Origin of the sequence: Lysobacter terrestris (genome assembly GCF_014489475.1) — a bacterium.
Taxonomy (GTDB): domain Bacteria; phylum Pseudomonadota; class Gammaproteobacteria; order Xanthomonadales; family Xanthomonadaceae; genus Agrilutibacter; species Agrilutibacter terrestris.
The window spans coordinates 2,525,768-2,551,253 of the sequence record NZ_CP060820.1; the positions used below are offsets into that span (position 1 = coordinate 2,525,768).

Below are 25,486 nucleotides of genomic sequence, written 5' to 3' on the forward strand. Positions count from 1 at the left end.
CGCGGTTGTCCGGCGCTAGGCAGGCACGTTCAGGCCAGCATCCCGAACCAGCGCGTCGCCGCGGCGGCGAGGCTGCCCGAGAGGATCCCGAACGCCGCGATCGCGACGACGCTGGCGCACCAGGCGCCGGCGAGCAGGCGACCGTCGCGTTCGAGCAGGGCCAGCGCGAACGGCAGCAGCAGCAGCGCGAACAGCACGTTGGTGAAGGGGATCGGCAGCGACAGCAGCAGGCCCAGCAGGATCAGGTTGAGGCCGGTGAAGGCGCTGGCCAGCGGATGGTCCAGCAGCACGTGCGTGCGCGGCTTCACCACCCGTTCCAGTTTCGCCAGCCACGGGCCGAGCCGGTCGCGGAACGTGGCCATGGCATGGCGGTGCGGGCCGCGCCGGCCGAGGAAGCCCGGCAGCCACGGCTCGTTGCGCCCGAACAGCAGCTGCACCCCCACCAGGATCACCAGCGGGCCGCTGATCACGCCGGCCACGCCGGGGATGAAGGCGGTGGGGATCGACAGGAACAGCAGCATGCCGAAGGCGCGCTCCTCCAGCCCGCCGAGCACGTCGACCAGGCGGATGGTCTCGGCGGGATCGCCCTGCGCGAAGCGGTCGAGCAGGGCGCGCGTACTGGCCTCCGGCGCCGCGGGCTTCCTGCCGTGATCAGGCGGCGCCGTCATCGTCGTTGCGGTCCTCGTCGCCGGGTTGGCGCTGCAGGAGCAGTTTGTCGATGCGCGGGCCGTCCAGGTCGACCACCTCGATGCGCCAGTCGTTCCAGCGGAAGTTCTCGCCCACGTGCGGGATGCGGCCGAAATGCGCGATCACCATGCCCGCCGCGGTGTGGAAGTCGTGCTCGAGTTCGCCGGGCAAGGCGCCGCCGCCGACCAGTTCGCGCAGTTCCTCCAGCGGCAGCGCGCCGTCGACGTACCAGGAGCCGTCCTCGCGCTCGACCACCGGCGGTTCGTGCTCGTCGTCCTCGTCCGACTGGTAGATGCGGCCCATCACCGCGCCCATGACGTCGTTGATGCTCACCACGCCGCTGACGTCGCCGTATTCGTCGACCACCAGGGCGAAGGACTGCTGTTCCTCGCGGAAGATCTCCAGCAGCTTCAGCGCGTGGGTCGATTCGGACACGAACAGCGCCTCGCGCAGCTCGCCGAACAGGTCCGGATCGGCATGGCCGAGGCGGTCCAGCAGCGTCTTCACTTCAAGGATGCCGGCGACGTCGCTGTCGCTGCCGCGGTAGACCGGGTAGCGCGAATAGGCGTGTTCGCGCATGGTCGCCAGGTTCTCCTCCAGCGACGCGGCGGCATCGAGCCAGGCGATGCGCACGCGCGGGGTCATCAGGCTCTCGGCAGTGCGGTCGCCGAGGCTGAGGACGCGGTTCATCATCTTGCGTTCGTCCGCGTCGATCACGCCCTGCTCGTGGCTTTCGCTGACCAGCAAGCGGATTTCCTCTTCCGTGACCCGCTCGTCGTTGCCGGTTCCCAGCCCGATCAGGCGCATGATCGTGCGCGTGCACCAGGCCAGCGTCATCACGAAGGGCTTGGCCGCCTTGGCGAAGAAATCCATCGGGAAGGCCACCGCCGTCGCGATCTGCTCCGGGCGCAGCGTGCCGATGCGCTTGGGCACCAGTTCGCCGACCAGGCCGAACAGGAACAGCATCAGCAGGAAGCCGGCGGCAAAACCAATCCTGCCGGCGTACGGCGCCAGCAGCGGGATGTTGCGCAGCGGCGCGGCGATCTCGTCGCCCATGGATTCGCCGCCGAAGTAGCCGGTGAGCAGGCTCAGCAGGGTGATCCACAGCTGCACGGCCGAGAGGAAGCTCTCGGGGTGCTCGGACAGCTCCAGTGCCTTGGCGGCGCGGCGACTGCCTTGCGCCATCTGCTTGAGCCGGCTCTTGCGCGAGGTCATCACCGCCATCTCCGACATCGCGAAGAAGGCGTTGAACAGGATCAGGGCGAGGACGATCAGGAAATGCAGCATTCGCGCCGGTCCATTGGGGGGAGATCAGCGCGGGCGCGCAGGGTCGGGGCCGGGCTGGCCGGGGTCGGGCACTGCGGTTTTGGGTCGTCGTCCATTGTCAGGGCGGCAGGAAGGGCGAGGGGATGTTAGCAGGCGGCCCCCGGGTGGCCCCGGACGGCTCCTGCAGTCATGGGGGCCGCGGCGAAGCGGCACAAGGCGGCAGCCTGTCGGCGGGGAATGGCCGAAACCGTCACCGAGCCGTCATAATCGCGCCCGCCGATCCGGCCCCACCTCATTTCCGTCTAACCGACGAGGCTTCCGCATGTTCTCCCTGCAAACCATCTTCGGCCAAGGCATGCAGTTCTATACGCTGCTGGAAGCGGCGGCGAACGCGGCCCACGACAGCACCAAGGCGCTGCACGCGATGTTGAAGGACACCGGGACCGGGCGCGCGCCGTCGCTGGACGCCTTCAAGCTGGCGCGCCAGCGCGAGCGCGAGGCCTCCGACAAGATCAGCCAGGAGCTGGTCAACAGCTTCATCACCCCGATCGAGCGCGAGGACATCGAGGCGCTCGGCTCGGCCCTGTACAAGATCCCCAAGCAGGTCGAGAAGTTCGCCGACCGCTATTCGCTGGCGCTCACCCACCTGGAAGGCATCGATTTCGCGCCGCGCGCGGCGATGCTGGAGCAGGCCGCCGCCGTGGTGGTGAAGATGGTCCACGAGCTGCGCGACATGAAGCTGGAGCGCATGAAGTCGCTCAACGACCAGCTGCGTTCGATCGAGATGGAAGCCGACCGGCTGATGCTGGAACTGTACCGCGACATCTACTCCGGCAAGCTCGACCACCTGCAGATGTTCCTGCTCAAGGAATTCTTCGAGATCCTGGAAAAGGCCATCGACCGCTGCCGCGAGGCGGGCGTGGTCGCCTACGAAATCGTGCTGAAGAACTCGTAAGCGACACCACCCGTAGGAGATGCGGTCATGCTGACCCTGGTTCTCGTCGTGGTGTTCGCGGCGTTGGTTTTCGAATACATCAACGGCTTCCACGACACCGCCAATTCCATCGCCACCGTCGTGGCCACCAAGGTGCTTTCGCCGATGCAGGCCGTGGGCCTGGCGGCGTCCATGAACCTGGTCGGCGCGCTGTGGGGCACGGCGGTCGCCAAGACCGTGGCCTCCGGCATCATCGACGCCGGCGTCGTCGACGTGACGTCGCAGCTGATCCTGTGCGCGCTGCTCGGCGGCATCGTCTGGAACCTGATCACCTGGGCGCTGGGCCTGCCGTCCTCGTCCTCGCACGCGCTGATCGGCGGCCTGTGCGGCGCGGCACTGGCGGCGGCATCCAACGACTTCCATTCGATCATCTGGTCGGAAGCGAAGGAGCCGATCTGGAAGAGCGGTGGCGTGCTGTGGAAGGTGATCGTGCCGATGGTGACCTCGCCGCTGCTGGGCTTCATCACCGGCGTGGCGGTCATGGGCCTGCTGTTCGCGATCATCTCCGGTATGGCCTCGTCCGGCGGCGTGCTGCGGCGCCTGGCGCGCCCGCGCTGGGTCAACGGGTTCTTCGGCAAGGCGCAGATCTTCAGTGCGGCCGGCATGGGCTTCGCGCACGGCTCCAACGACGCGCAGAAGACCATGGGCATCATCGCGCTGACCCTGGTCGCGGCGCAGGCCGACGGCACGCTCAACGACCTGCCGTCGTGGCTCGCCTTCCTGCATCCGTCGCAGGGCGCGATCGCCAACAAGGACATCGACACCTGGATCAAGCTGACCTGCGCCGTCGTCATGGCCGCGGGCACCGCGGCGGGCGGCTGGCGCATCATCAAGACGCTCGGTCACAAGCTGGTGAAACTGCATCCGATCCACGGCTTCGCCGCCGAGACCAGTGCGGCCTCGGTGATCCTGCTCGCTTCGAGCCTGGGCATCCCGGTGTCGACCACGCACAACATCTCGTCCGCGATCATGGGCGTGGGCGTGGCCAAGCGCTTCAACTCGATCAAGTGGACCGTGGTCGAGAAGATGATCTGGGCTTGGATCCTCACCATTCCCGCAGCCGGCGGATTCGCCTACGGGTTCTTCCGGCTGTTCCGGGCGATGGGCTGGGCCTGATCGCCGGCAGCGGACAGCGAATGCCCCGGAAACAGAAAAAGCCCGCGCAAGCGGGCTTTTTCTTTCACTGCGACCGGCCGCGAAGCCCGGCGGATCAGAGCAGGTCGCCACCCGCCGACATCATCCGCTCCATGCGGTCGCCGAGCCCGCCGATCTCCAGCACCAGGCGATCGACTTCCGAGGCATCGAGGCCTTCGTACGGGCGGTTCTCGACCAGCTGCAGGTAGGGCACGCCGTCGAGGTCGCCGATGGCGAGGTAGCCCACCACGCTCTGCCAGTTGAACGCGAGTGCGCGCCGCGGGTCCATGCCGGTGGTCGGCGCGATCGCCGTGCTCACGCGCAGGTAGGGCCGTCCGTCGTCGTCGTCGAGTTCGGAGAGGAAGATCGACTGGTGCCGCGTGCCCTTCTCCAGCGACAGCTCGATGCAGATCACCTCTTCGTCATGCATCGTCGCGTTGTAGGCAGTGGTGACGTGGCGGCGGATGGATTCGAAATTGCGCACGGGAAGCTCCTTGTGGCTTGGCCGCGATCGGTCATGCAGGACCCGCGCGGCATCGGCGGCTATGCTACCGCGATGGACGTGGACACGACCAAGCGCATACTCCAGGCGATCCGCGCGATCCCGAAAGGCGAGGTGGCCGGTTACGGCGAAGTGGCCCGTCGCGCCGGTTTGCCGGGGCGTGCACGCCTGGTGGCGCGGCTGCTGAGCCAGAACGAAGACCGCAAGCTGCCGTGGCATCGCGTGCTGCGTTCCGACGGCCGCATCGCCTTCCCCGAAGGTTCCGCGGAATGGCGTGAACAGGGCGCGCGGTTGCGCAGCGAAGGCGTGGTCGTCGAGAACGGGCGCGTCCACGGCCAGCGCGCGGCGGTGACCGCGGAGGAGGCGCTGGATGCGGCCGTATGGGGCGCGCCGCCGCCGGCGCCGCGAGCCAAGGCTGGCAAGAGCGCAGCCAAGAAGAAGCCAGCCAAGAAGGCAGCCAAGAAGGCAGTCAAGAAGGCAGTCAAGACCACCCGGGCGATCGCGCGACGTTGACCGTGTCGGCAGGCGCGCACCGGCAACCGCGCCAATCCCGGTACCATGTGGCTTCCCCCGAGGTGCCCGATGTTCTCCCGACTTCCCCCCGTTACCAAGGGCTTGTTGATCGCCAACGGCCTGATGTTCCTGCTGCAGTGGCTGCTGGGCGACGAGCAGCTCTCGGCCCTGGCGTTGTGGCCGATCGGCATCGACGGCAATCCGTTCTCGCAGGGCTTCATGCCCTGGCAGCTGCTGACCTACAGCTTCCTGCACGGCAACCTGCCGCACATCGCGTTCAACATGCTCACGCTGGCGATGTTCGGCTCGCAGATCGAATACGTCTGGGGCGCGAAGCGCTTCCTCAACTACTACCTCGTGTGCGTCGCCGGCGCGGCGCTGTGCCAGCTGCTGGTGGGCTGGTGGACGCTGTCGCAGGGCGGTGAGGCGTATCCGACGCTGGGTGCATCCGGCGGCATCTTCGGCCTGCTGCTCGCCTACGGCCTGATGTTCCCGAACCAGCGCGTGATGCTGCTGTTCCCGCCGATCCCGATGAAGGCGCGGACGCTGGTCATCCTCTACGCCGTGATCGAACTGCTGCTCGGCCTGAACGGCTGGCAGCCTGGCGTCGCCCACTTCGCGCACCTGGGCGGCATGCTGTTCGGGTGGCTGCTGCTGCGCTACTGGAGCGGGAAGCCGCCGTTCGGGCGCAAGCCGCGCGGACCGCGGATGCGCGTCGTGCGCTGACGGCCTGTTGCGAGTGCATGAATGCGAACGGCGCGGAAACTTCCGCGCCGTTCTTGTTTTGCGAGGGGGCGCTTGAGGCTACTTCTTCGCCGCCACCGGCGCTGCCGGTGTGGCTGACGGCCACAACGCATTGCGCTGCTCCGCCTTGGCCTGCATCGCCGTGCCGGCCTTGCAACCGAACGCATCGCCGAAGCCGCCGAGGTTGTACAGCGGACCGTTCACGCGCCACTGCCCCGGCGGATAGACGCTGCTGGCGGCGAGTTGCACCGCCGCTTCCTTCGTCAGTTGCTGCGGCCACAGGTGCGCCCAGCCGTTGAAGAAGGCCTGGCGTGCGTCCTTGGCTGCGATCGGCTGCGTGCGGTTGAACGCGATCCACGCCAGCTCGACGCCGGCCTGGTCGGCGATCGCAATATCGCGAACCTGGTTGCCGTTGAGCTTGCCGCCCGCGAGCGGCACGGCATAGCCGGAGTACTGCGCGACGAAGCGGCTGCCGAGTGCATCCCACGCCGCGGCTTCGGCCGGCGACCACCAGTCGCGCAGTTCGGCCTTGGCGTCCACCAGTCGGCCCTTGTTGTCGATGGCATGGCTCAGTTCGCGCCCGGCCAGCGCGCCGAACGCACCGTATTGCGCGGCCAGCGTGTCCGCCGGATCCAGCACCGGTGGCTGCAGCACGGCCGCGGTGACGATCAACCGGTTGCCGGCCAGGTCGTAGGCCAGTGCCGGCTGCTGCGGCAGCACGTCCCAGCGGCGGTCGGCGTTGCCGCGACCGATGCGCTTCATCTCTTCGCGGTGGTGCCAGGTGGAGGCGATCAGCATGTTGCTGCCGAAGCTGCCGCGTCCCATCGGTTGCACGGAGTAGTCGAGGTCGCGGCGCGGCGCGCCGACTTCGATCTTCAGCGCCTCGATCTTCGCCTCGGCTTCCGCCTTCGCCGCGTCACCCAGGCGCGGATCGCTCGCGGCCGCGTCGGCCAGCGCCGTGCGCACTTCCGTCGCGATTTCTTCCGCGCGCGCGCGCGTTGCCGGCGGCAGGTAGCGGGCGACGTATTCGTGGCCGAGCATCGGCCCGGCGGCGAGGTTGATCGCATCGAGCACCACCTGCTGCCGGCTCGGCGCCGTCGCCTGCGCGCCGAGAACGCGGCCGCGGAAGTCGAAGCTGGCGTCGCGCCACGGCTTGGCCATGTACGGCGCCATCGCGTCGCCGACGCGCCAGCGCAGGTAGGTCTTCCACTGCGCCGGCTTCAGCGAGCCGACGAGCTTGTCGAGCTGCGCGAACAGCTGCGGATTGGCGATCGACACCGCATCGTCCTTCACGCCCTGCGCCTTGAGGAACTCGGCCAGCTGCAGCTTGCGGTAGGTCTTGCCGAGCCCGGCCACGGGCACCGGCGCGTAGTTCGCACGCGGACTGCGCAGCTCGACCAGCGGCTTGCTCGCCTGGGCGATGCGCGTCTCCAGGTCGATCACCTGTTGCGCTTCGGCGGCGGCCTTGTCCGCAGGCGTGCCGGTGAGCACGAGGATCTTCTGCACGTAGCCGTTGTACAGGCCCAGCAGGGTGCGCGTGTCGGCGTCGCCGCGGGTGTAGTACGCCGGATCGGGCAGGCCCAGCCCGCCCTGGCTGAAGTAGCCGATGTGGCGGTTGAGGTCGTTGAGGTCGATGTCGGCGCCGAAGTTGAAGGCGACGGGAATGCCGACCTGGTGCAGCGCCGCGATCGAAGCCGAGACGTCGCCGGCCTTCTTGATGGCGTTGATGCGACCCAGCAGCGGGGCGACGGGCGCGGCACCGTCGCGCTCGACCGCCGCTTCGTCCAGGCCGCTGGCCCAGAAGTCGCCGAGCAGCTTCTGCACGTTGCCGCGCGGCGCGAGCGCGGCCGCGTCGAGCAGTTCGACCTGCTGCCGGCGCGTGCGATCGCCGAGCTGCTCCATCGCCGACAACGCGGGCACGCCCGGCAACAGCGTGTTCGACTTCAGCCAGGCGCTGTTCGCATGGGCGTAGAAGTCGCTGCACGCGTTGGTGCTGGCGGCCGGCGCCTTGGCCTTGCCGGATTTCTTCTTCGCCGCGTGCGCGTCGGGCGTCGCGCTGCCGGCGACCAGGGTGACGAGCAGGGCATATGCGAGCGGGCGTAGTGAAGGCATCGCCGGGTCCATGGGGGAAGGGCGCCCGAGTGTAACAAGGGTCCTGCGAACGTCATGACTGGCCGCGCAACCGCGCACGCTGGTCGCGGCCTTTGCCCGACATGGGCAAAAAACAGGCAAAAAAGAAGGCCCGGACGACGAGGTACCGGGCCTTCGGGTCGGCCGCCGGAGACCGGCGGCCTTACCTTCGTTCGGTGGTCAACCGATCACCAGATGACCACCTGCTTGTCGCCTTCACGCACCATCGGCTGCCCCGCCTTGCACGAGAACGCCGCGGCGAACGCCGGCAGGTTCGACGGCGCGCCGATCGCGCGGAAGTTCGCCGGCGCGTGCGGATCGGTGGCGAGGCGCACCTTCAGCGCTTCCGGGGTGAAATTGCGGCGCCACACCGTGCCCCAGTTGAGGAAGAAGCGCTGGTCGCGGGTCAGGCCGTCGGTCTTCGGGTCGTCCTTGCCTTCCGTCGCCTTCTTCATCGCGTCATAGGCCGTGGCCAGGCCGCCGAGGTCGGCGATGTTCTCGCCCAGGGTCAGCTTGCCGTTGACGTGCGCGCCCGGCGCGGCTTCGTAACCGTTGAACTGGTTGATCAGCTTGTCGGTACGGCTGGAGAAGCCCTTGGCGTCGGCGTCGCTCCACCAGTTCTCGAAGTTGCCGGTGGCACCGAAGCGGCTGCCCTGGTCGTCGTAACCGTGGGTCATCTCGTGGCCGATCACCGCGCCGATGCCGCCGTAGTTGGTGGCGTCGTCGGCGTTGGGATCGAAGAACGGCGGCTGCAGGATCGCGGCCGGGAACACGATCTCGTTCTGCAGCGGGTTGTAGTAGGCGTTCACCATCTGCGGCGGCATGCCCCACTCGGTGCGGTCGACCGGCTTGCCGATCTTGCCCAGCTGCCACTTGTAGTTGAACTGGTTGGCCGCCAGCACGTTGCCGATGTAGCTGTCGCGCGAGGTGGCCAGGCCGGTCCAGTCGCGCCACTTGTCCGGGTAGCCGATCTTCGGGGTGAAGCTGGCCCACTTCTCCATGGCCTTCTTCTTGGTCTCGTCGCCCATCCAGTCGAGCTTCTCGATGCGCGCCTTGAGCGCCTCGGACAGGTTCTTCACCAGCTCCTGCATGCGCGCCTTGGATTCCGGCGAGAAGGCGACCTTGACGTACATCTGGCCCAGCGCTTCGCCGGCCTGGTTCTCGACCGTGTCGAGCACGCGCTTGCCGCGTTCCTTCAGTTCCTTCTGGCCCTTCAGCGTCTTGTCGTAGAACTCGTAGTTCTCCTGCACGAAGGCATCGGACAGGAACGGCGAGGCCTTGTCGACGGTGTGGAAGCGCAGGTAGCTCTGCCACTGCGCGGCCGGCACGTCGGCCAGCATCTTGCTGACTTCGGCGTGGAAAGCCGGGATCGACAGCGAGAACATCTTCGGCACCGCGACGCCCTGCGATTCGAAGAACTTGGTCCACGCGAAGTTCGGCGCCAGCTTGTCGGCGTCGGCCGGGCTGACCGGGTTGTAGTACAGCGAGACGTCGCGCGAGAGTTCCTCGCTCGACTTCGACACCTTGGCCAGGCGGGTCTCGAACGCGATCACGTCCTTGGCCTGCTTGGCGGCATCGGCGGCGGCCACGCCCGACAGCTCGAGCACCTTGGCCACGTGCTGCTCGTACGCCGCGAGCTTTTCCTTCTTGTCGGCGTCGAAGTAGTAGCCCTTGTCGGGCAGGCCCAAGCCGCCCTGCGCGGCGTAGGCGATGTTGTTCTTGGAATCCTTGAAGTCCGCTTCCGGGCCGAAGCCGAACAGCACGTTCTCGCCCTGCGCAGCGCTGGTGCGCAGGTAGTCGGCGATCTTGTCCTGGCTGTCGAGCGCGGCGATGGCGTCGAGACGCGACTTCAGCGGTTCGATGCCCTGCGCGTTGATCTTCGCCGAGTCCATGCCGGTGGCGTAGAAGTCACCGACGATCTTTTCCACGCCAGTGGCGTTGCTCATCGCCGCGGCCTGCTCGGCCAGCTGGCGCTGCACGCCCTGCGAGCGCTCGTCGAGCATCTCGAACGCACCCCACGAGCTGCGGTCGCCCGGGATGGCATTGGCCGCGAGCCACTTGCCGTTGACGTAGCCGCCGAAGTCCGTGCAGGCGTCCTTGGTGGCGTCCAGGTCGCCGATCGCGAAGCGGTTGACCGGCGGCAGCTTGCTCTCGTCCAGCGTGAACGCGGCTTCGGCGGTGGCGGCCGGGGCCGGCGAGGAGGCGGCTTCTTCCTTCTTGCCGCAGCCCGCCAGGGCGGCGGTGACGGCGAGGGACAACAGCAGGACTTGGGGCTTCTTCACGGGATTCATGTTGTAAACGGGCTCCGGCGGACACGGCTAGGCCCCGGGACCGGGGCGAACGCCGACATTAACCGGCTGGCGCGGTTCCGGCGGGTGTCGAAAGTCAGGGCCGGGGTGGTGGGGTGGGCGCCGCCCGGTTCAGGCCTGGAGCAGGGGTGCTTGGGCGGATGGGGTCGCACCTCCTTCCTCAGCTGCCCCGGCGATAGGCCATGGAGACGAAGGCCGGGACGGCATCGGTTTGCGGCGCGGCCGTGGCGACGAAACCCAGCCGCTCGTAGACCGGGACCGCGAACAGGGAGGAATTCACCGTGAAGCGCTCCACGCCTTCAAGGTCTGCCAGGATGCGCAGCCACAAGGCACGCGCCAGCCCCCGCCCATGCAGGTCGGAACGGACAAACAGGTGATACAGATGCGAGCCGTCGCGTACCGCCGCGAAACCGCACAGCTGCGTATCGTCCATCGCGACGTAGTGGCGGAAGTTGGGCGCAGTGATGCGTGCTGACACCGCTTCCGGGGCAAGTGTGGCGAGGAAATCCTGCGCGTCCGGGCTTGCCGGGTCGGCAATGTAGAAGTGGGAAAGGCCGATGATCAGGCCGCTGATCGCAGGCGCGTCCGCTTCAATTCCCGGGCGAATCGTGATTTCCATTGTCAGGTGCGCAGGCCGCCCCATGAAGCCGTGGGGATTTGCTCATGGTTGGAATCCTTGACGGGTTTCCCTGGTCTGTCCTCAGCAAAACAATGGGAACTGGCCAGCAACATTGCATAGATAGCGAATGCGTTGCGCACGAGAATCTCCTTATTCAAGTCCGTGGGCTTGGCGAATGAACTAAGCCGATCCGTGGAGCGGCGTCGGCTTGAATGAATTGTTAGGCCCATCACCGCACCCGGTGAAACGTGCCCGAATCTGAGCGAATGGTATCAGCGCCAATCACCGTGTACCGGAAGGTAGAGCCCTTGTTGGCGCCATCTTCATACGTAACCAAGACATCGTTCCAATACGTCTTGTAAGAAACTCTCTTGATGGTACCCATGGACTCCACTTGACCATGACGGAAAGACACGGTCACCGGAAATGGGTCTGTCATTCTCCATGTGCCCTCAAGCGGTCCAGGACTCTTGCTGGTACAGGCTGTGAGACCTAACGCCACGATGCCAAGTGCCGTGCCGCGAAGGAGATTGCTCACAGTTCCTCTGAACTTGCGAATGGGGCCTAACGCCTGAACTAAGCCGAGCCGCGAAGCGGCTTCGGCTTGAATGAATTGTTAGATGGTTACTGCCAGTAGCGTGAGTCTTCAAATGCCGGCTGCAGGCAAACCGAATTTGGGATCTCGGTGCGAGCGGCATCAATTGGCTCCACCCAAACCTTGTAGTTCTTTGGGTCGGTCCGGCGGTAGCGAACGATATATGCGCTACCTGCCTCAAACTTGTGGGTGATTGAAGTAATACCTTCCCCGGAAACGTTCCACGAAGCCCCCGGTGCCATATAGAGAACCCTGATCGTGTGCTCGCCAGGCGCGACAATGAGCCTTTGCGTCTCGAACCGCTTGAATACAGTTGAGTCAACACCTTCAAGGTGCACGAGCCCACGGCCTTGGCCTAGGCAGACTTCCTTTACAAGGACAGCGCCGCTCGATCCAGCACTAGGATCGGTGTAAGTGATTGTTGGTGCGGTCGTTGCACAACCGGTCAGACAAACGAGAAGGCAAAGTACAAAACGCATAGATCTCCCCATAACCATCTAACGCCTGAATTAAGCCGAGCCGCGAAGCGGCTTCGGCTTGAATGAATTGTTAGGCAGCGGGCGGAGGTGCTTGGCTGCCATCCGTTGGATCCGCCTGAGGCGTGATTGGTGGGTCATTGCAGCAAATGCACTCGGCGTCGTCCAATTGGATGGTCGGCTGCTCGGGTGGTGGCGGGAGGGATGGCCGTGTAGCAGCACATGCCGAAAGAATCAGTGCCGCCAGCAAGGTCATTACTCGAATCGCCATGGAGCTTTCCCCGCGGCCTAACGCCTGAATTAAGCCGAGCCGCGAAGCGGCTTCGGCTTGAATGAATTGTTAGGGGGCAGCGGAAGCATCCGAGTCCCCAGAGATGACTTTGCGATAGCTAGCGACGGCTGCCCACAGCGGGACGGCGAAAGACAGGGCTAGCCAGAGGTAGCCAAGCGCGTCGGAAAAAGCAGGGGAGCTGCCGTGTCCCGAGAACAAGAACATCGCCATCAGGAAGTAGACAAACGCAAACGGGAGGAGGGTGACGACAAACATCCCCATTGCGGCTCCTATCGCTACGAGTTGCTGCTTCACGCGGTCTGCCCCCTAACGCCTGAGTTAAGCCGACCCGCAGCGGGAAGAACCGGTGGGCGAGGCGACGGCAAATTGCGAGGAGTTCAAGACGAAGCCGCGAAGCGGGTTCGGCTTGAACGAATTGTTAGGCGGCACTTGCGGCGCTGCCCTTGCATAGAAAACGAGCAATTCTGGGAGAGGCTCTCAGGCCGATAAGGCCAACGGCAATGTCGATCGGTGCCATTAGAGCGCTTGGCCAAGCAGAGTTTTTGAGCAACTGAAACACGGTGTCCGGTGGTGTAGACGCGATAAGCAAAAAGGCGACTACACAGAACACAAAAGACATGATGCCAAAGACAATCATCAAAAAGCTGGCAAATCTGACCAGCACGACTGAAAAATCAAATGCGCTCATGAACCCTCCTGTGCCGCCTAACGCCTGAATTAAGCCGAGCCGCGAAGCGGCTTCGGCTTGAATGAATTGTTAGGCCGCGTGCCGAGAAGTGGGGCGCACGGCCTTAACTGTGAGAAAAAATGATGTGGCGAGCCATACTAGGAGGACTGCGCTGATAATGGTTGCAACGGACAGCCACTGTCCGAGATCCCGCAAGTCACTGGCCGTTCCGGTGCCCAGTGCGGCTGGAACGGCGCGAAGGAAAACATCCTGGCCCCAGAAGAGCCATGCCACAAAGGCGGGGATGGAGATCAAAAGCGAAAGGCTGCTAAAGCGCCGAAGACGGACGTGAAGAAGGACGCAGCCCGCAAGAAACAGCAGCAGGGCCAATATCTCTAGTATTTGAGTCGCGATGGTCATAGAGGCTCATCCTAGCGGCCTAACGCCTGAATTAAGCCGAGCCGCGAAGCGGCTTCGGCTTGAATGAATTGTTAGGCCGCACCTAGGCTTGTCCGTAACGATACTTGTAGATCAGGCGCCGCAAACCTGAGTTGCCAAGTACTAGCCATACGGAAAGAACTAGCTGAACTAGGGTCGCAACGATGCCAGCAATCTGCTCGTGACTCCACTCAACGGAGGTTCCGGTGGCGTCTGTGACTTGCTTGGACTTGATGAAAAGTGTGAGCCAGTACGATGCATCGGCAATAGAGTATGCAAATAGCCATACCCCGATGAGTACGAGGCCAAGTGAGAGTGCGATAGGGGCGCCAATAACCTCCTCGGAGCGAGGCTCTCGCATCACTGGCAGGAGTCTCCTGGCAATGGATAGCGGAAAAAACCACAAGAAGGCGCAGAGTAAGATACCTGCCGCAAGGACCGCAGCATAAACCCCGGCCCATTCCTTTCCGCCGGGGCCAGTCAGGATTTGCGCCGCGCTGGGAACGTTCCGAAGTATGTTGAAGAGAACGTAGATCGAAAACAGACGGACAGCGACAGCGACTACATCTTCTCGGCTCACGAAATTCCTCCTGTGCGGCCTAGCGCCTGAATTAAGCCGAGCCGCGAAGCGGCTTCGGCTTGAATGAATTGTTAGGGCTCACAGGCAGCCCTCTACGTACTGAATAGCTTCCGCTGTACCCGCGTAGTAGGTAGTAACCACCCCGTGATCTGTCTCAAACCGCATGCCGTATTTACGGTTTGGCGAATACATGGTGAGGTAAGAGCCATCGGGTGCGGTGTAGTGATGGGGTGTGATTTGTATGCGGTCGCGGTATAGGGCGAGAACGGAGTCCTGTGCGTCCCCGACCTGTGCCCCAGAGATGGTTTTAACCCCTGAGCTCGAGACGTCAATGCGAACAAGGCGCTCGTTGACGAGCATGAAGCTCAAGGCGTCGTGCCCGGTCTCCGGCGCTACGTAGTCACAGCCCATCTCATCTGCGTCCGGGTACTGGCCGACGAGCTTGCTACCAATAGCCTGCTCCAATTCTTTACGCGTCATGCCAATGCGTGCAGGACCATAGCCGACAAACGACACTCGTAGTTCCTTTGGAACTACAGTCGTGTCTGGAGCGGCAGAAGCTCCCAGAGCGATGGCTAGGATTGCGATGATCTTCAATATGAGCCCTAACGCCTGAATTAAGCCGAGCCGCGAAGCGGCTTCGGCTTGAATGAATTGTTAGGCAGCATCCGTGTTGCTGCCATACCCAGAGATAGAAGCCACTACCGGAAGCGGTGCCGGGTTGTCTGTGTAGCTGTATACCTCTAGCCCCGAGAGGTGGCCATTGAGCGCCCAAATGATGAGCCCAATGTCCTCACCACTAGGAGCTTTTGCAACCGCATCAGCGACCATGTGGGCAACTTGATCTGGCCCTGGCCTGCAAAAATCCACAGAGGCGCATCCGCACTCGCACCGGCCGACGACCTGAAGCGCCCGGACCGACGAGCTAAGTGCAGCCGCGGACTCGTCAGTTGCCGCCACGGCAAGCGCACGCTCAATGACAGCCACTTCTGCTTCTGAGATTTGCCTGACGGTCGCTAGAGATCTGGACATGCTGCCTAACGCCTGAATTAAGCCGAGCCGCGAAGCGGCTTCGGCTTGAATGAATTGTTAGATCTCCGCGCCTGGAAGTGAGGCAAGGAGCTTTTGCTGTTGCTGATTAGCCTTGTGGTGCAGGGCTAGCTCTCGAAGCAGGTGAGGGTGGGTAGAGCGAACTAGCTCAAAAGTATCTCGAATGACCCGATCAATGCGCGGGCCATTGCCCCCAAGCAACGCCACTGCTAGGGCAGGAGTAACAAGACCAAGAACCTCAGGATAGGGCGATGTTTTGAAGGCCAAGGTCTGGAGAGCATGCGCTCGTCTGAGGTTGTGCGGTTCAGTATCCGCAATGGTCACCAGTTCCGCGGCCCACTCTGAAGCCAGTTGCGGGTTGACCTTGGCCAGGGCTCCAACCGGCCAGGAAGCAACTGTAACGACTCGATTTGGCTCGCTCTGCTCTTTGGCTGCGGCGAAAGCTTTGGAAAGCGCGGCCAGTTGATCTTTGCCGCGGAGTTGTTCCGCAGCAGCCGTGAGAGATTGGCACCGATACCAGGCATGAGCAATGGTGCCAGCTAGCTTGAGCGCAGCCTTAGGGTCAGTAGCTGCAAGGCGAGAGACCTGGGCTCGGCCTTGGACGTCGCTTGCGGAAACTTCCATGGAGATCTAACGCCTGAATTAAGCCGAGCCGCGAAGCGGCTTCGGCTTGAATGAATTGTTAGGCCCGTGGCCCGGTGGACTCAAAGACCTTGGGGTGCGACGTGGAAAGGACAGACACGCACTCCTGATACGCCGCGATTATGAACTCAAAAGGCCGGGTGTCTTGATGCTTGGCATAGAAGTCGTCGCGGGTTGACTCGAGCTCAAACTAGCCGCCGGCACTAACCTCGAAAAGCCACGTTGATCCCAGTGCTTGTCTGTCAGAACTCATCCAGACGCCCGCGAGGTCAAGCTCGTGCAGCACCCGCAGCCCAACCACAGAATCAAACTCCACAACGAACCTACGGTCGGTGCGCTTGGAGAGCACCTCGATCTGTGTGGGCCTTTCGTCGCTCCAATGAACGCCGACAACCTTGATGGAGTCGTCAACGAAGGGCACAGGTATAGGAGAAATTGTAGACACGGGCCTAACGCTCAAGGTAACCCGAGCCGCGAAGCGGCTTCGGGTTGAGTGCGTAGTTATACGGGGCTGGCGGAGATGCCCGAGACATTGGAATGCAGCCCCCCCGATAGCTACTGGTGACCGTTACGGTATCAAGTTGCCGGACGGGGCTCTACCCGGAACCCGTGATGCGAGTAGTAACCGAAGGAGCAGGGCAATGGGAGCACCGCGAGCCGTCCGCTCAAGGCCGAAGCCGAGCGACCTTCCGATGGCGAGAGCGGCAAAGGCCACTTGCCGGAGCCGACTGCGAACGATGCGACAGGGTGGCCTAGATGCAGGCGCCGGCAATGCCGTCCCAGCACCGTATAACGCCTGAATTAAGCCGAGCCGCGAAGCGGCTTCGGCTTGAATGAATTGTTAGCCCTCAGGGGGTTGCGGTGAACCACTGCTTGGTGGACTGAGACCGGAGCAGATGCGCCAGGATTGTGACAAAGGCTGCTCCCTCAACTATGTAAAGAACCATGGCCAATGAAGTGTACTGGCCATAGAACTCCGCGGTTGGCGGGAACAGGATGGTGATGAGTGGGACGAAGAACGAGAAAGACTGAACCCACCGCCAGGTCCAAGGTTTGCGACGCATGAAGAGAAGCAAGCAAGTGACTATGCCCAGGCAGATGAGGGGAGTCGTGTAACGAGCAAGTCCTGTCTCGTACAGCGGCGCGAGGCACGCCAAGGCAACGCCAGTTGCTATTGCGATGATGCACGCTATGCGGAGTAGGTTGGGCATGAGGGCTAACGCCTGAATTAAGCCGAGCCGCGAAGCGGCTTCGGCTTGAATGAATTGTTAGGCCGCGGCGGCGATGGACTGACCGACTGTGGCCTTGCCGAAAGACTGTACCGCGGGCCTTACCGAAAGCGCTCGATGCGTGGTGCCAAGCGAAGCGATGCACGTTGGACGACAGCGACCGGCCCGCGCTTGACCCACGACACTCCCCACTTCCAACGCGGCCTAACGCCTGAATTAAGCCGAGCCGCGAAGCGGCTTCGGCTTGAATGAATTGTTAGGCCGCACGCCGCCACCTTGTGAGGGCGCCAATGCCGCCGCCAATAAGCCCAAAAATTGCACCTAAGACTATCGCGAATACTGCGGTATAGACCCAGACCGACGGTGTGAGAGTGACACCGGAAACGCGGCCAGGACCAATGGCCCAAGAGACGGCCCAGCCAAGCGTAACGTCGGTGATGCCCATTACCGCGCCGAGCAACAGTGCAGGCCAGAAGCCGAACATCCGAGCGGCGAAGTATGCGAACACGATGTAGAGGGCAGCAGACCCCAAGGTGGCATACGAGTAGGGAAAGCCAAGCCCCAAGGACGCAACAGATGCGACCGCATCAAATGCGATTACCGACAAGGACGAGAGTGCAAAGAACTTGAGGGCTTGCAAGAAGGTCTCCTGTGCGGCCTAACGCCTGAATTAAGCCGAGCCGCGAAGCGGCTTCGGCTTGAATGAATTGTTAGGCCGCAGCGCCATACAACGCAGACCCGATGGTAAGAGACAGGACAACGACTAGTGTTGTCGTGAACCAGACTACTGCGACCCAGGGCTTGCCTAAGAGCGCTTTTCTTGCACGATCTAGGTCGGACACCAGCAGCGGATTTGCCGCGTCCTCTTGGCGCAGGCGGTGCCAACCAAGCGCGAAGAACACAAACCCGGACGCGTAGAGGATCCATAGCATAAGAACGGCAGTATCAATCGGGGACGTGGCCCACGTGATCAAGGTCGGCGCGATTGCCAATAGCGCCATTGCATACAGGAAACGCCCCCACGAAAGTCGCCAACGCTTAGACATTGCCCCTCCTGCGGCCTAACGCCTGAATTAAGCCGAGCCGCGAAGCGGCTTCGGCTTGAATGAATTGTTAGGCCTCATTGTAGACCTGCAGCAGAGATGGCTCTTGGGAGCTAGCAGCAATATGCACAAGTACCGTCCGCTGTAGCTCGACCTCGCCGTGATCAGCATGGTGCTTTGCGAAAGAGAAGACCTCGGATAGTGATTCGTTCTCGTGCCATGAGGTCATGACAAATTGGTCATCCGGGATGTCGCCGTAATCAAAAGCTCGAAGGTTTGCCATATCTACGGAATCGTCCCAGGAGCTGCAGCCATAGCCCCAAGCCATCATAAACAGGCAGCCGGAACGGACGAGCCAATCGCTCACCTCATCTTGCCAGTCCGTCGGGACGGCTTGCTCCGCTATTACTACGGCGCGGAATGGCGATCGGGCACCCAAGTCTGGTGGGGTTGAGCCGCGAGCGAGATGTATGTAAGTGGGAGTGCTTGGCATGAGGCCTAACGCCTGAGTTAAGCCGAGCTGCGAAGCAGCTTCGGCTTGAACGAATTGTTATGCGGGGCTGGCCAAGATGCCGGCGAACTGAAGCGAAGGCGGCCGCTCCCCGCGGTTGGCCGATACGGTATCAAGTTGCCGGACGGGGCTCTACCCGGAACCTGTGGCGCGTGATGTACCCGAAGCAGGGGGCTTTGCCAGGATGCTGCCCAGAGCCGACTCTCAACGATCGCGTGGGCTTGCCGGAGGAATGGCCAGCAGAGATGCCAATCCCAGCACCGTATAACGCCTGAATTAAGCCGAGCCGCGAAGCGGCTTCGGCTTGAATGAATTGTTAGGGCGCACACCGATGGCCCGCGAACTCCGTGAGCCTTTTAGTGAGCGACCATCCGTCCTGCCATTGGATGTTGAGTATCACCCAGTTGCCATGTCTATTGGCTAGAAGGACCGTGTCAGTCCACTGCAGAGTGTCATAGCGCAGGGTGGCCGAAACACGAGCGACGTCGCCGTAGAGCTGTTGCGAGGTCGTCAAGAGCTCCTGCGCACCGTCTGGGATCTGAATAAAAATGTCCTGATCAATCATATGAGGCTTCATATCAGGAGGGGTAATGCGAGCACAGGCCCTTTCATATGCAACAAATGCAGTGAGGGCTTTAGCCAGCTCTTGGCCCAGCAATGGCAGCACCGGAGAGAACCTGGGCGCTGCAATCTCTTGTTTGGTTGGGTGCAGCGCCCTGCGATAGAACTCGCTCACGATATCGGCGGGCTGTTGGCCGTGCACAGTGGCCGGGACAGTCAAAGCTGTGACAAGCAACCAGTGGCGAAGATGTGTCATGTGCGCCCTAACGCCTGAATTAACCGGAGCCGCGAAGCGGCTTCCGGTTGAATGAATTGTTAGGCCGCGTCACCGGGCGACCCAAACGACGACGGCAAGTATCACCAAAGCTATGGCGCCAAGCCAACGTGGATGCACGGTAATGGTTTGCCCGGACGGCTCGGGAACAATCCCTTGCTCCAGACTGGCAATAATCTCACCCAGAGCCTCATCTTGCTCTTTCCGGTACTCGGGATCTTTGACCCGAATGTCAGCGTCGTGCAGGTAGAACATGACGCGCGGTGGCAACTGCACATCCGGGAATGTGGAGTGTTGCCACTCAACGAACCGACGCCCAGCCGCGTACCAACTGTCTAAACCGTCGCGGGATACAGGAGAGGACTGCTGCAGCCGCCGGAGCTCTTGAGCAATCTCTTTGAGTTGCGATGGATTTGCCATGAGCGGCCTAACGCCTGAATTAAGCCGAGCCGCGAAGCGGCTTCGGCTTGAATGAATTGTTAGGCCGCAGTGCCGCGCAGCTTGCGGCGCAAAATTGTGCCAGCAATGAACATTGCGACCCCAAGAATGAGAAGAAGGTAAGGCAAATAATCCGGACCTTGTGACTCAGCCGGAGCCATCCGAAAGAACTGATGGGAGGCTTGGCCGTTGTTGGGAAGCATGAAGGAGATCGGGAGTTGATCCCGGAGTAGTGGCGTGTCGATTAGTCCGGTAAGCGCGACTAACGATCCGAGAACGGTAATCAAATTTGCGATAACTTTCTTCATGCGGCCTAACGCCTGAGTTAAGCCGAGCCGCGAAGCGGCTTCGGCTTGAATGAATTGTTAGGCCGCGCCCGATTACCCTTGGGCATGCAGCCTAGCAATGAGCAGGATTACTCCAGTGTTCAACACCATCGTGATGGGGAACAACCATCTGACTGACCCCAGCCAACTTGATGCACCCATGCCCCCGCACACCTCAGACATTTCGCGGGTGTAAAGGTTATTGATGATGCCTAGTGCCTGGCCCTTGCCGAAGGTCGTGGCCCGTCCGATGCGACTCCAGTAATCAGGAGCCTTCTGCTCCAACTGGGCTCGTAGTCTCGAAACGGCAAATATATAGACGATCGTCAAGGCGAACGCGAAGAAGAACAGAAACAAGAACAAGACAGCCATACCTACCTCGGTGTTTCGCGCGGCCTAACGCCTGAATTAAGCCTAGCCGCGAAGCGGCTTCGGCTTGAATGAATTGTTAGGGGCCACCGACGACCTCAACGGACCGAGCCAAAACCCAGCCGGACATTCCGTAAGACTGATCTAGCTCGTAGGCCCTAACACTCTGAGAAATGCAGAACGAAGTGGCTGCGTCTAAGGATGCCGCCCAAGGGCCAGGCCAGCCACACAGTCGGTGCCCCTCGGAAAGGTTAGCCCATTCTCTATGTAAGAGCTGCTCGGCAGGGCTCTCTGCAAGGCTCAGCACAACGGAGGGAATGAGTGGGTAGAGGAACTGGTGCGCAACGACGCCGCGAAACACGAGGCGGAAGGTGTCAGGCGCAGAGCCCGTGCCGGGCGCCAACGTTAGCACCAGCTCCGACGTGCGCGAATCTACCGAGTAAGCGATTACCTCGCTGTCGTGAACTCCGGGAAACATCCTATGGCCCCTAACGCCTGAATTAAGCCGAGCCGCGAAGCGGCTTCGGCTTGAATGAATTGTTAGGCCGCAGCCAACCCGCGAACTGACCGACTGTGGCCTTACCGAAAGACTATCAGCGGAACGGCCCGTGAGCCGATGACAGAACCGCTACCCCGACGCGGCGCTTTACCCGGAACGCTTGATGCGCGATGCCGGACGAAGCGATGCAAGCACAATCCCGAAAACCCCGCCGAAGCCAAAGCCCGAGATGGAACAGGTTTTGGTGCGGCCTAACGCCTGAATTAAGCCGAGCCGCGAAGCGGCTTCGGCTTGAATGAATTGTTAGGCCGCAGCCTAGATGATGTGTGCGCCATCCAGCCCGCCTACGTAGATCTGCATGGACTCGTACTGCTCCGAAGTGTCGAGCAGGAGCAACTCTAGCCCGTTGGCAAGCCGAAGGCTAAGGCGCTTTGGATCTAGTACGGCAAAGGCCAGTAAGGCCGTGTTGAGCACTTGATAGAACGCCGGATCAGGCCAGCCGCCGGCCTCCCAGATTCCGGCCGGGTCGCCGCCGCGCCATATCTCTACCTTGGACTGAATTGCAAATGCGACGGTGCCGAAGGAGAACTGAAGATCGTAGGGGCCAACGCAAAGTTGCGTGGTCTCTTGTCCCAGCGCGGGAGAAAGATCTAGGTCAGCAGGGAATCCGTACATGCGGCCTAACGCCTGAATTAAGCCGAGCCGCGAAGCGGCTTCGGCTTGAATGAATTGTTAGGCCGCAGCCAACCCGTGAACTGACCGACTGTGGCCTTACCGAAAGACTATCAGCGGAACGGCCCGTGAGCCGATGACAGAACCGCTACCCCGACACGGCGCTTTACCCGGAATGCTTGATGCGCGATGCCGGACGGAGCCATGCAATTACAACCCCGAGAAACCAGCCGAAGCCAAAGCCCAAGATGGAACAGGCTTTGGTGCGGCCTAACGCCTGAATTAAGCCGAAAACAATCGCGTAGCGATTGGTTTTCGGCTTGAATGAATTGTTAGGCCTATGCCGCGAAAAGACTAAGCATTGCGATGACACACTTGCCACGGACAAGAACGTATCCATCTGGCAACGGCAGGCCAGGGCCGACCATGGGATTGTCCAGTTCGCGTAGTTTATCCCCAGGCTGCATCAAGGCTTTCATATGATTCCATTGGCGGTTTCCGTAAGCGAATGGAACCTGAGGGACAGCAGGATTTCGCGCCGCGAAAGCCGTCCCAATAGCCTCAAGCTCGTCGACTGAGTAGGAGCGACCCGTAACGCGAAATCCGCCATCCATAGACAGGCAGGAGGTGTTCCTCGGCGGCGTAGCCGCGCAAGACGCTGAGAGAGTTGCAAGCAAGATTGCGAGGATCTTGAGCATAGGCCTAACGCCTGAATTAAGCCGAGCCGCGAAGCGGCTTCGGCTTGAATGAATTGTTAGGCACCGCACCGGTTACAAGCAGTCACCATAACTGCAGGCTGTCAGTAGGCCGGTAAACAGTAGTGCCACGTAAAGAAGCATACCAAGAACAATCATGCTTACGATCCGCGCCCCCATGGTCTTAAAGGGCCACATGGCAATGGCAAGAATGCCAATTGCTAAGCCGGTAAAGCGCCCGATCTCCGTCCAAGGTCGATGCAACGATATTGGACTAGTCCAGTACGCCGAGGCTGTGGCGAGCCATACGACGAAGAACGCGAGGAGGATTCCGATCGCTGTGTACGCTGCCCGATGTGCCGTTGCGCTCGCCATAGGTGCCTAACGCTCAAGGTAACCCGAGCCGCGAAGCGGCTTCGGGTTGAGTGCGTAGTTATGCGGGGCTGGCGACGATGCTGGCATGGCCTGGCCGAAGCGCTCCGAATAACTCGATGGGTCGATACGGTACCAGCTTGCCGGACCACGCTGTACCCGGACGCCCAAAGGCGAAGTGGCTCCGGAGCCGCAAGCGAGTCGAGTGCGATGGGCTGTCAGGTCTAGGCCGGAGCGGGGGAGTTGCCGACGCCTTGTCACTGAAGGCAACTTGCCGGAGCTAGGCCTCAACGATGCGGGGTTGTTGCCCAGGAGCGAGCGACGGCAATGCAGACCCAGCACCGTATAACGCCTGAATTAAGCCGAGCCGCGAAGCGGCTTCGGCTTGAATGAATTGTTAGGCCGCAGCCCCGACGCCACACCAATCATTGCTGCCACTTCGGGAGGTTGCAATGACGGCACATGCGGGCGAACGGCCAGTAGCTGAAAGTTTGGAAGAAGAAGAACTCTTTACAGCGGGGACAACGAAACCGTTGGAGATGGAACCCGGCGAACGCAAAGGTAGCCATCCAAATGAAGCCAAGGACCAGGCCCACCCAATCGGGCGCATGCAGAAGGGAAAGCGCAACCACTAGCGCTGCGACCGCGCCAAATCCACCAAGCCATGCCAAAAAGAACCACAGAACACGCCGACGGTAGTCTTTCCAAGCTAAGGCGTACGAGTAGTTTGTCATGCGGCCTAACGCCTGAATTAAGCCGAGCCGCGAAGCGGCTTCGGCTTGAATGAATTGTTAGGCCCTTGCCTAGTCAACGCAGGGCCACTGCTTTAGACGACCATTCTCAACGGAAAAGCCGCAGTTGGGCTTGCTGGGCCGGTAGGCCGTGCAGATGCCGCGAAAAACACCACTAGCTGGCACCTCCAAGACGCGCACACCCGACCCTTGCTCTTTCCAGTGCTCCGACGCTAGCTCGCAGTAGCCTTGGCACTGTGAGCTCGAAGTGCAGGCCCGCCCAGCATCTCCAGATGGCCATTGGCAGACCTCAATGAGCTGAGTGACCCGCATCAACGAGCCTCCAGACTTGGCGCAGTCGGCCGCATCAATGGGGTGCGGGGTGGCGCAGCCAGCTAAAGAGAGGATTACCAGAAGCCAGGTGAGTCGGTTCAAGGGCCTAACGCCTGAATTAAGCCGAGCCGCGAAGCGGCTTCGGCTTGAATGAATTGTTAGGCCACATGCCCAGGTGCCTCCAGTGTGAGCATTTGTCGGCCGGGTCTATGTATTGCGTACGCCAAGAACCCATGAGCGGATCCCAAGCTCGCTGGCCCATCAAGATGCGTCCGTCGAGAAGTGAGAAGGTGACCGAGTAGTAGTCATTGGTTGGACGGCGTGGGTCGTATGCGCCACTGTAAAAAGTCAGCGTGGCGTAAGGAGGAGTATCGCCGCGGGTGTGGTACCAAGAGCCACTCGCCTGGATATGGGTGATGTGCTTTAGTTTGCTGACAATGCACTCATTGAGCACGATATTAAAACGCGGTGAAGACACCGCTACTCGCGTCAGTGTCGCAGGATTTTTCGGTGCGCGAGAGATGTGCACTTTGACGGGACCGTAGGTCGCGGGGACTACGCCTAGGGTGCCATCTGGAGCGATCGGCAGGATGCGATCCTTATGAGCAGAGGCTGCTCCCGCCATGAGCCAGAGAACTAGGATTGCGGCAATCTTTCTCATGTGGCCTAACGCCTGAGTTAAGCCGAGCCGCGAAGCGGCTTCGGCTTGAACGAATTGTTAGGCGGCCGCAACTGCAAGAACACTTGAACCAACTCGCTTGAACTCACAAGCCCAGACGCCGCCTTGTCTTTTGCCGGCCGAAGCCGGGCAGGGCGAGTTTGCCAGAAGGTAAGCCGCGCGCGTAGCGGGCGGCGTGAGATGCGCGGGCTTTGGACAACTGCAACGGCGATAATGCAGCCGTGCGCGTCGCGAGTAACCAACAGGACCGCAATGCTGGGAGCGGACGGCGTGATGGAGCGAGAGTGCTGAAGTGCGGGCCGGCTTACGCGACAGACCTGCAAGTAGCGATGGAGTAGGCGCCTTACCCGCCGAAGAAGGCTCTTTGCCGCCTAACGCCTGAATTAAGCCGAAAACAATCGCGTAGCGATTGGTTTTCGGCTTGAATGAATTGTTAGGGCCCGTGCCCGGCGCCCCAAAGGGAAGTATCCCAGAGCGACAAGTAGCTTGTCTCTTGCGACCGTAGAGGCAGCAAAGGAGTGATGTCGATCAGCCAGCGCCGGAATATCACGAGCAGTTGCAGCACGGTATCTGACTCCACCGGGCCATCTAACGTCAGCTCAAGGGTAGTGCCGGCACCGCGAATGTCTTTGTATCCGGGCAATGAGGCCAGCCAACGAAAGAAGCAGTCCTCATCTGCCGCAGCAAAGAATGTTGGACCTTCAAAGGAAATGATCACGGGGCCTAACGCCTGAATTAAGCCGAGCCGCGAAGCGGCTTCGGCTTGAATGAATTGTTAGGGCTGGCGCCGAGCTGCTGCAGTGCCCAATGCCACGCCAATGGCAAAGCCAACGGAACCATAGAGCACCCCGTGGCCACTACCGGCACCGATCGCCGTGCCGACACCACCGCCTATAAGGCCAAAACCGATCACACGCCATGTGGGTTTCGCGGGGTTAGCGAGAACGCGCTCAGTTTGACGAGTCTGCGCCGCTTTGGTGGGTGCCATCAGTGCGTCGGACGCGGCATTGGCTTGATCTTTGTCCATTACAGTCTCTCCAAACAGGCCTAACGCCTGAGTTAAGCCGAGTTGCGAAGCAACTTCGGCTTGAACGAATTGTTATGCGGGGCTGGCCA

General features: G+C 61.8%; 25 protein-coding genes and 1 pseudogene. 5 read left to right on the forward strand and 21 right to left on the reverse strand.

Annotation, left to right across the window (positions count from 1 at the left end; all coding sequences use genetic code 11):
- Window positions 1-29: 29 nt before the first annotated feature.
- Together H8B22_RS11770 and H8B22_RS11775 are read right to left on the reverse strand one after the other, a co-directional pair.
- Window positions 30-668, reverse strand: coding sequence for an exopolysaccharide biosynthesis protein (locus H8B22_RS11770; protein ID WP_187711603.1), 639 nt, complete (start codon window positions 666-668; stop codon window positions 30-32).
- Window positions 652-1,974: a hemolysin family protein gene (locus tag H8B22_RS11775; protein ID WP_187711604.1), complete on the reverse strand. Its 1,323-nt coding sequence runs from the start codon at window positions 1,972-1,974 to the stop codon at window positions 652-654. Before H8B22_RS11775 ends, H8B22_RS11770 begins: the two co-directional genes overlap by 17 nt.
- A gap of 301 nt (window positions 1,975-2,275) precedes the next feature.
- On the opposite strand from H8B22_RS11775, the gene H8B22_RS11780 reads away from it, so the two are divergent.
- A complete protein-coding gene (locus H8B22_RS11780) occupies window positions 2,276-2,908 on the forward strand; it encodes a DUF47 domain-containing protein (RefSeq protein ID WP_187711605.1) in 633 nt (210 codons plus the stop codon).
- 27 nt (window positions 2,909-2,935) lie between these two features.
- Window positions 2,936-4,063, forward strand: coding sequence for an inorganic phosphate transporter (locus H8B22_RS11785; RefSeq protein WP_187711606.1), 1,128 nt, complete (start codon window positions 2,936-2,938; stop codon window positions 4,061-4,063).
- Window positions 4,064-4,157: 94 nt separating this feature from the next.
- On the opposite strand, the gene H8B22_RS11790 is transcribed toward H8B22_RS11785, so the two are convergent.
- The gene (locus H8B22_RS11790) at window positions 4,158-4,565 is read right to left on the reverse strand and encodes a type III secretion system chaperone family protein (RefSeq protein ID WP_187711607.1); all 408 of its coding nucleotides are present in this window, start codon (window positions 4,563-4,565) and stop codon (window positions 4,158-4,160) included.
- Window positions 4,566-4,598: 33 nt separating this feature from the next.
- Between H8B22_RS11790 and H8B22_RS11795 the strand changes: the two are divergent.
- Window positions 4,599-4,970: pseudogene (locus tag H8B22_RS11795) on the forward strand (MGMT family protein); the annotation flags it as partial.
- A gap of 195 nt (window positions 4,971-5,165) precedes the next feature.
- On the forward strand, window positions 5,166-5,822 hold the full coding sequence (locus tag H8B22_RS11800) for a rhomboid family intramembrane serine protease (RefSeq protein ID WP_187711609.1): 657 nt from the start codon (window positions 5,166-5,168) through the stop codon (window positions 5,820-5,822).
- A 78-nt stretch (window positions 5,823-5,900) separates the two neighbouring features.
- Here the strand turns inward: H8B22_RS11800 and H8B22_RS11805 are convergent, their stop codons facing one another.
- The 15 genes from H8B22_RS11805 to H8B22_RS11875 form a co-directional block, all read right to left on the reverse strand.
- Complete coding sequence (locus tag H8B22_RS11805) at window positions 5,901-7,952, reverse strand: M13-type metalloendopeptidase (protein ID WP_187711610.1); 2,052 nt, start codon at window positions 7,950-7,952, stop codon at window positions 5,901-5,903.
- Between the two features lie 206 nt (window positions 7,953-8,158).
- Window positions 8,159-10,252 carry a M13 family metallopeptidase gene (locus tag H8B22_RS11810; protein WP_407060811.1) on the reverse strand — a complete coding sequence of 698 codons (2,094 nt, stop codon included), beginning with the start codon at window positions 10,250-10,252 and terminating at the stop codon, window positions 8,159-8,161.
- A 187-nt stretch (window positions 10,253-10,439) separates the two neighbouring features.
- On the reverse strand, window positions 10,440-10,898 hold the full coding sequence (locus tag H8B22_RS11815; RefSeq protein WP_187711612.1) for a GNAT family N-acetyltransferase: 459 nt from the start codon (window positions 10,896-10,898) through the stop codon (window positions 10,440-10,442).
- Between the two features lie 1,781 nt (window positions 10,899-12,679).
- Window positions 12,680-12,949 carry a hypothetical protein gene (locus H8B22_RS11820; RefSeq protein ID WP_187711613.1) on the reverse strand — a complete coding sequence of 90 codons (270 nt, stop codon included), beginning with the start codon at window positions 12,947-12,949 and terminating at the stop codon, window positions 12,680-12,682.
- 69 nt (window positions 12,950-13,018) lie between these two features.
- Window positions 13,019-13,348: a hypothetical protein gene (locus tag H8B22_RS11825; protein WP_187711614.1), complete on the reverse strand. Its 330-nt coding sequence runs from the start codon at window positions 13,346-13,348 to the stop codon at window positions 13,019-13,021.
- Window positions 13,349-13,430: 82 nt separating this feature from the next.
- Entirely contained in the window at window positions 13,431-13,946 is a 516-nt protein-coding gene (locus tag H8B22_RS11830) for a hypothetical protein (protein ID WP_187711615.1), read from the reverse strand.
- 78 nt (window positions 13,947-14,024) lie between these two features.
- A complete protein-coding gene (locus H8B22_RS11835; RefSeq protein WP_187711616.1) occupies window positions 14,025-14,462 on the reverse strand; it encodes a hypothetical protein in 438 nt (145 codons plus the stop codon).
- Window positions 14,463-15,035: 573 nt separating this feature from the next.
- Entirely contained in the window at window positions 15,036-15,620 is a 585-nt protein-coding gene (locus H8B22_RS11840) for a hypothetical protein (protein WP_225876195.1), read from the reverse strand.
- Between the two features lie 1,503 nt (window positions 15,621-17,123).
- Complete coding sequence (locus H8B22_RS11845) at window positions 17,124-17,507, reverse strand: hypothetical protein (RefSeq protein ID WP_187711617.1); 384 nt, start codon at window positions 17,505-17,507, stop codon at window positions 17,124-17,126.
- A 473-nt stretch (window positions 17,508-17,980) separates the two neighbouring features.
- Complete coding sequence (locus H8B22_RS11850; protein WP_455423534.1) at window positions 17,981-18,403, reverse strand: DUF7684 family protein; 423 nt, start codon at window positions 18,401-18,403, stop codon at window positions 17,981-17,983.
- A 334-nt stretch (window positions 18,404-18,737) separates the two neighbouring features.
- On the reverse strand, window positions 18,738-19,157 hold the full coding sequence (locus tag H8B22_RS11855; RefSeq protein ID WP_187711619.1) for a hypothetical protein: 420 nt from the start codon (window positions 19,155-19,157) through the stop codon (window positions 18,738-18,740).
- Window positions 19,158-19,307: 150 nt separating this feature from the next.
- A complete protein-coding gene (locus tag H8B22_RS11860) occupies window positions 19,308-19,511 on the reverse strand; it encodes a hypothetical protein (RefSeq protein WP_187711620.1) in 204 nt (67 codons plus the stop codon).
- A 224-nt stretch (window positions 19,512-19,735) separates the two neighbouring features.
- Window positions 19,736-20,002 (reverse strand): hypothetical protein, encoded by a 267-nt coding sequence (locus H8B22_RS11865; protein ID WP_187711621.1) that lies wholly within the window; start codon window positions 20,000-20,002, stop codon window positions 19,736-19,738.
- A gap of 72 nt (window positions 20,003-20,074) precedes the next feature.
- Complete coding sequence (locus H8B22_RS11870; RefSeq protein ID WP_187711622.1) at window positions 20,075-20,392, reverse strand: hypothetical protein; 318 nt, start codon at window positions 20,390-20,392, stop codon at window positions 20,075-20,077.
- Between the two features lie 811 nt (window positions 20,393-21,203).
- The gene (locus tag H8B22_RS11875; protein ID WP_187711623.1) at window positions 21,204-21,563 is read right to left on the reverse strand and encodes a hypothetical protein; all 360 of its coding nucleotides are present in this window, start codon (window positions 21,561-21,563) and stop codon (window positions 21,204-21,206) included.
- 1,516 nt (window positions 21,564-23,079) lie between these two features.
- On the opposite strand from H8B22_RS11875, the gene H8B22_RS11880 reads away from it, so the two are divergent.
- Entirely contained in the window at window positions 23,080-23,262 is a 183-nt protein-coding gene (locus H8B22_RS11880) for a hypothetical protein (RefSeq protein ID WP_187711624.1), read from the forward strand.
- A 547-nt stretch (window positions 23,263-23,809) separates the two neighbouring features.
- On the opposite strand, the gene H8B22_RS11885 is transcribed toward H8B22_RS11880, so the two are convergent.
- From H8B22_RS11885 to H8B22_RS11895, 3 genes are all read right to left on the reverse strand, one after another.
- Window positions 23,810-24,352: a hypothetical protein gene (locus H8B22_RS11885; RefSeq protein ID WP_187711625.1), complete on the reverse strand. Its 543-nt coding sequence runs from the start codon at window positions 24,350-24,352 to the stop codon at window positions 23,810-23,812.
- A gap of 451 nt (window positions 24,353-24,803) precedes the next feature.
- A complete protein-coding gene (locus H8B22_RS11890; protein ID WP_187711626.1) occupies window positions 24,804-25,088 on the reverse strand; it encodes a hypothetical protein in 285 nt (94 codons plus the stop codon).
- 57 nt (window positions 25,089-25,145) lie between these two features.
- Window positions 25,146-25,397 (reverse strand): hypothetical protein, encoded by a 252-nt coding sequence (locus H8B22_RS11895; RefSeq protein ID WP_187713685.1) that lies wholly within the window; start codon window positions 25,395-25,397, stop codon window positions 25,146-25,148.
- Window positions 25,398-25,486 lie beyond the last annotated feature (89 nt).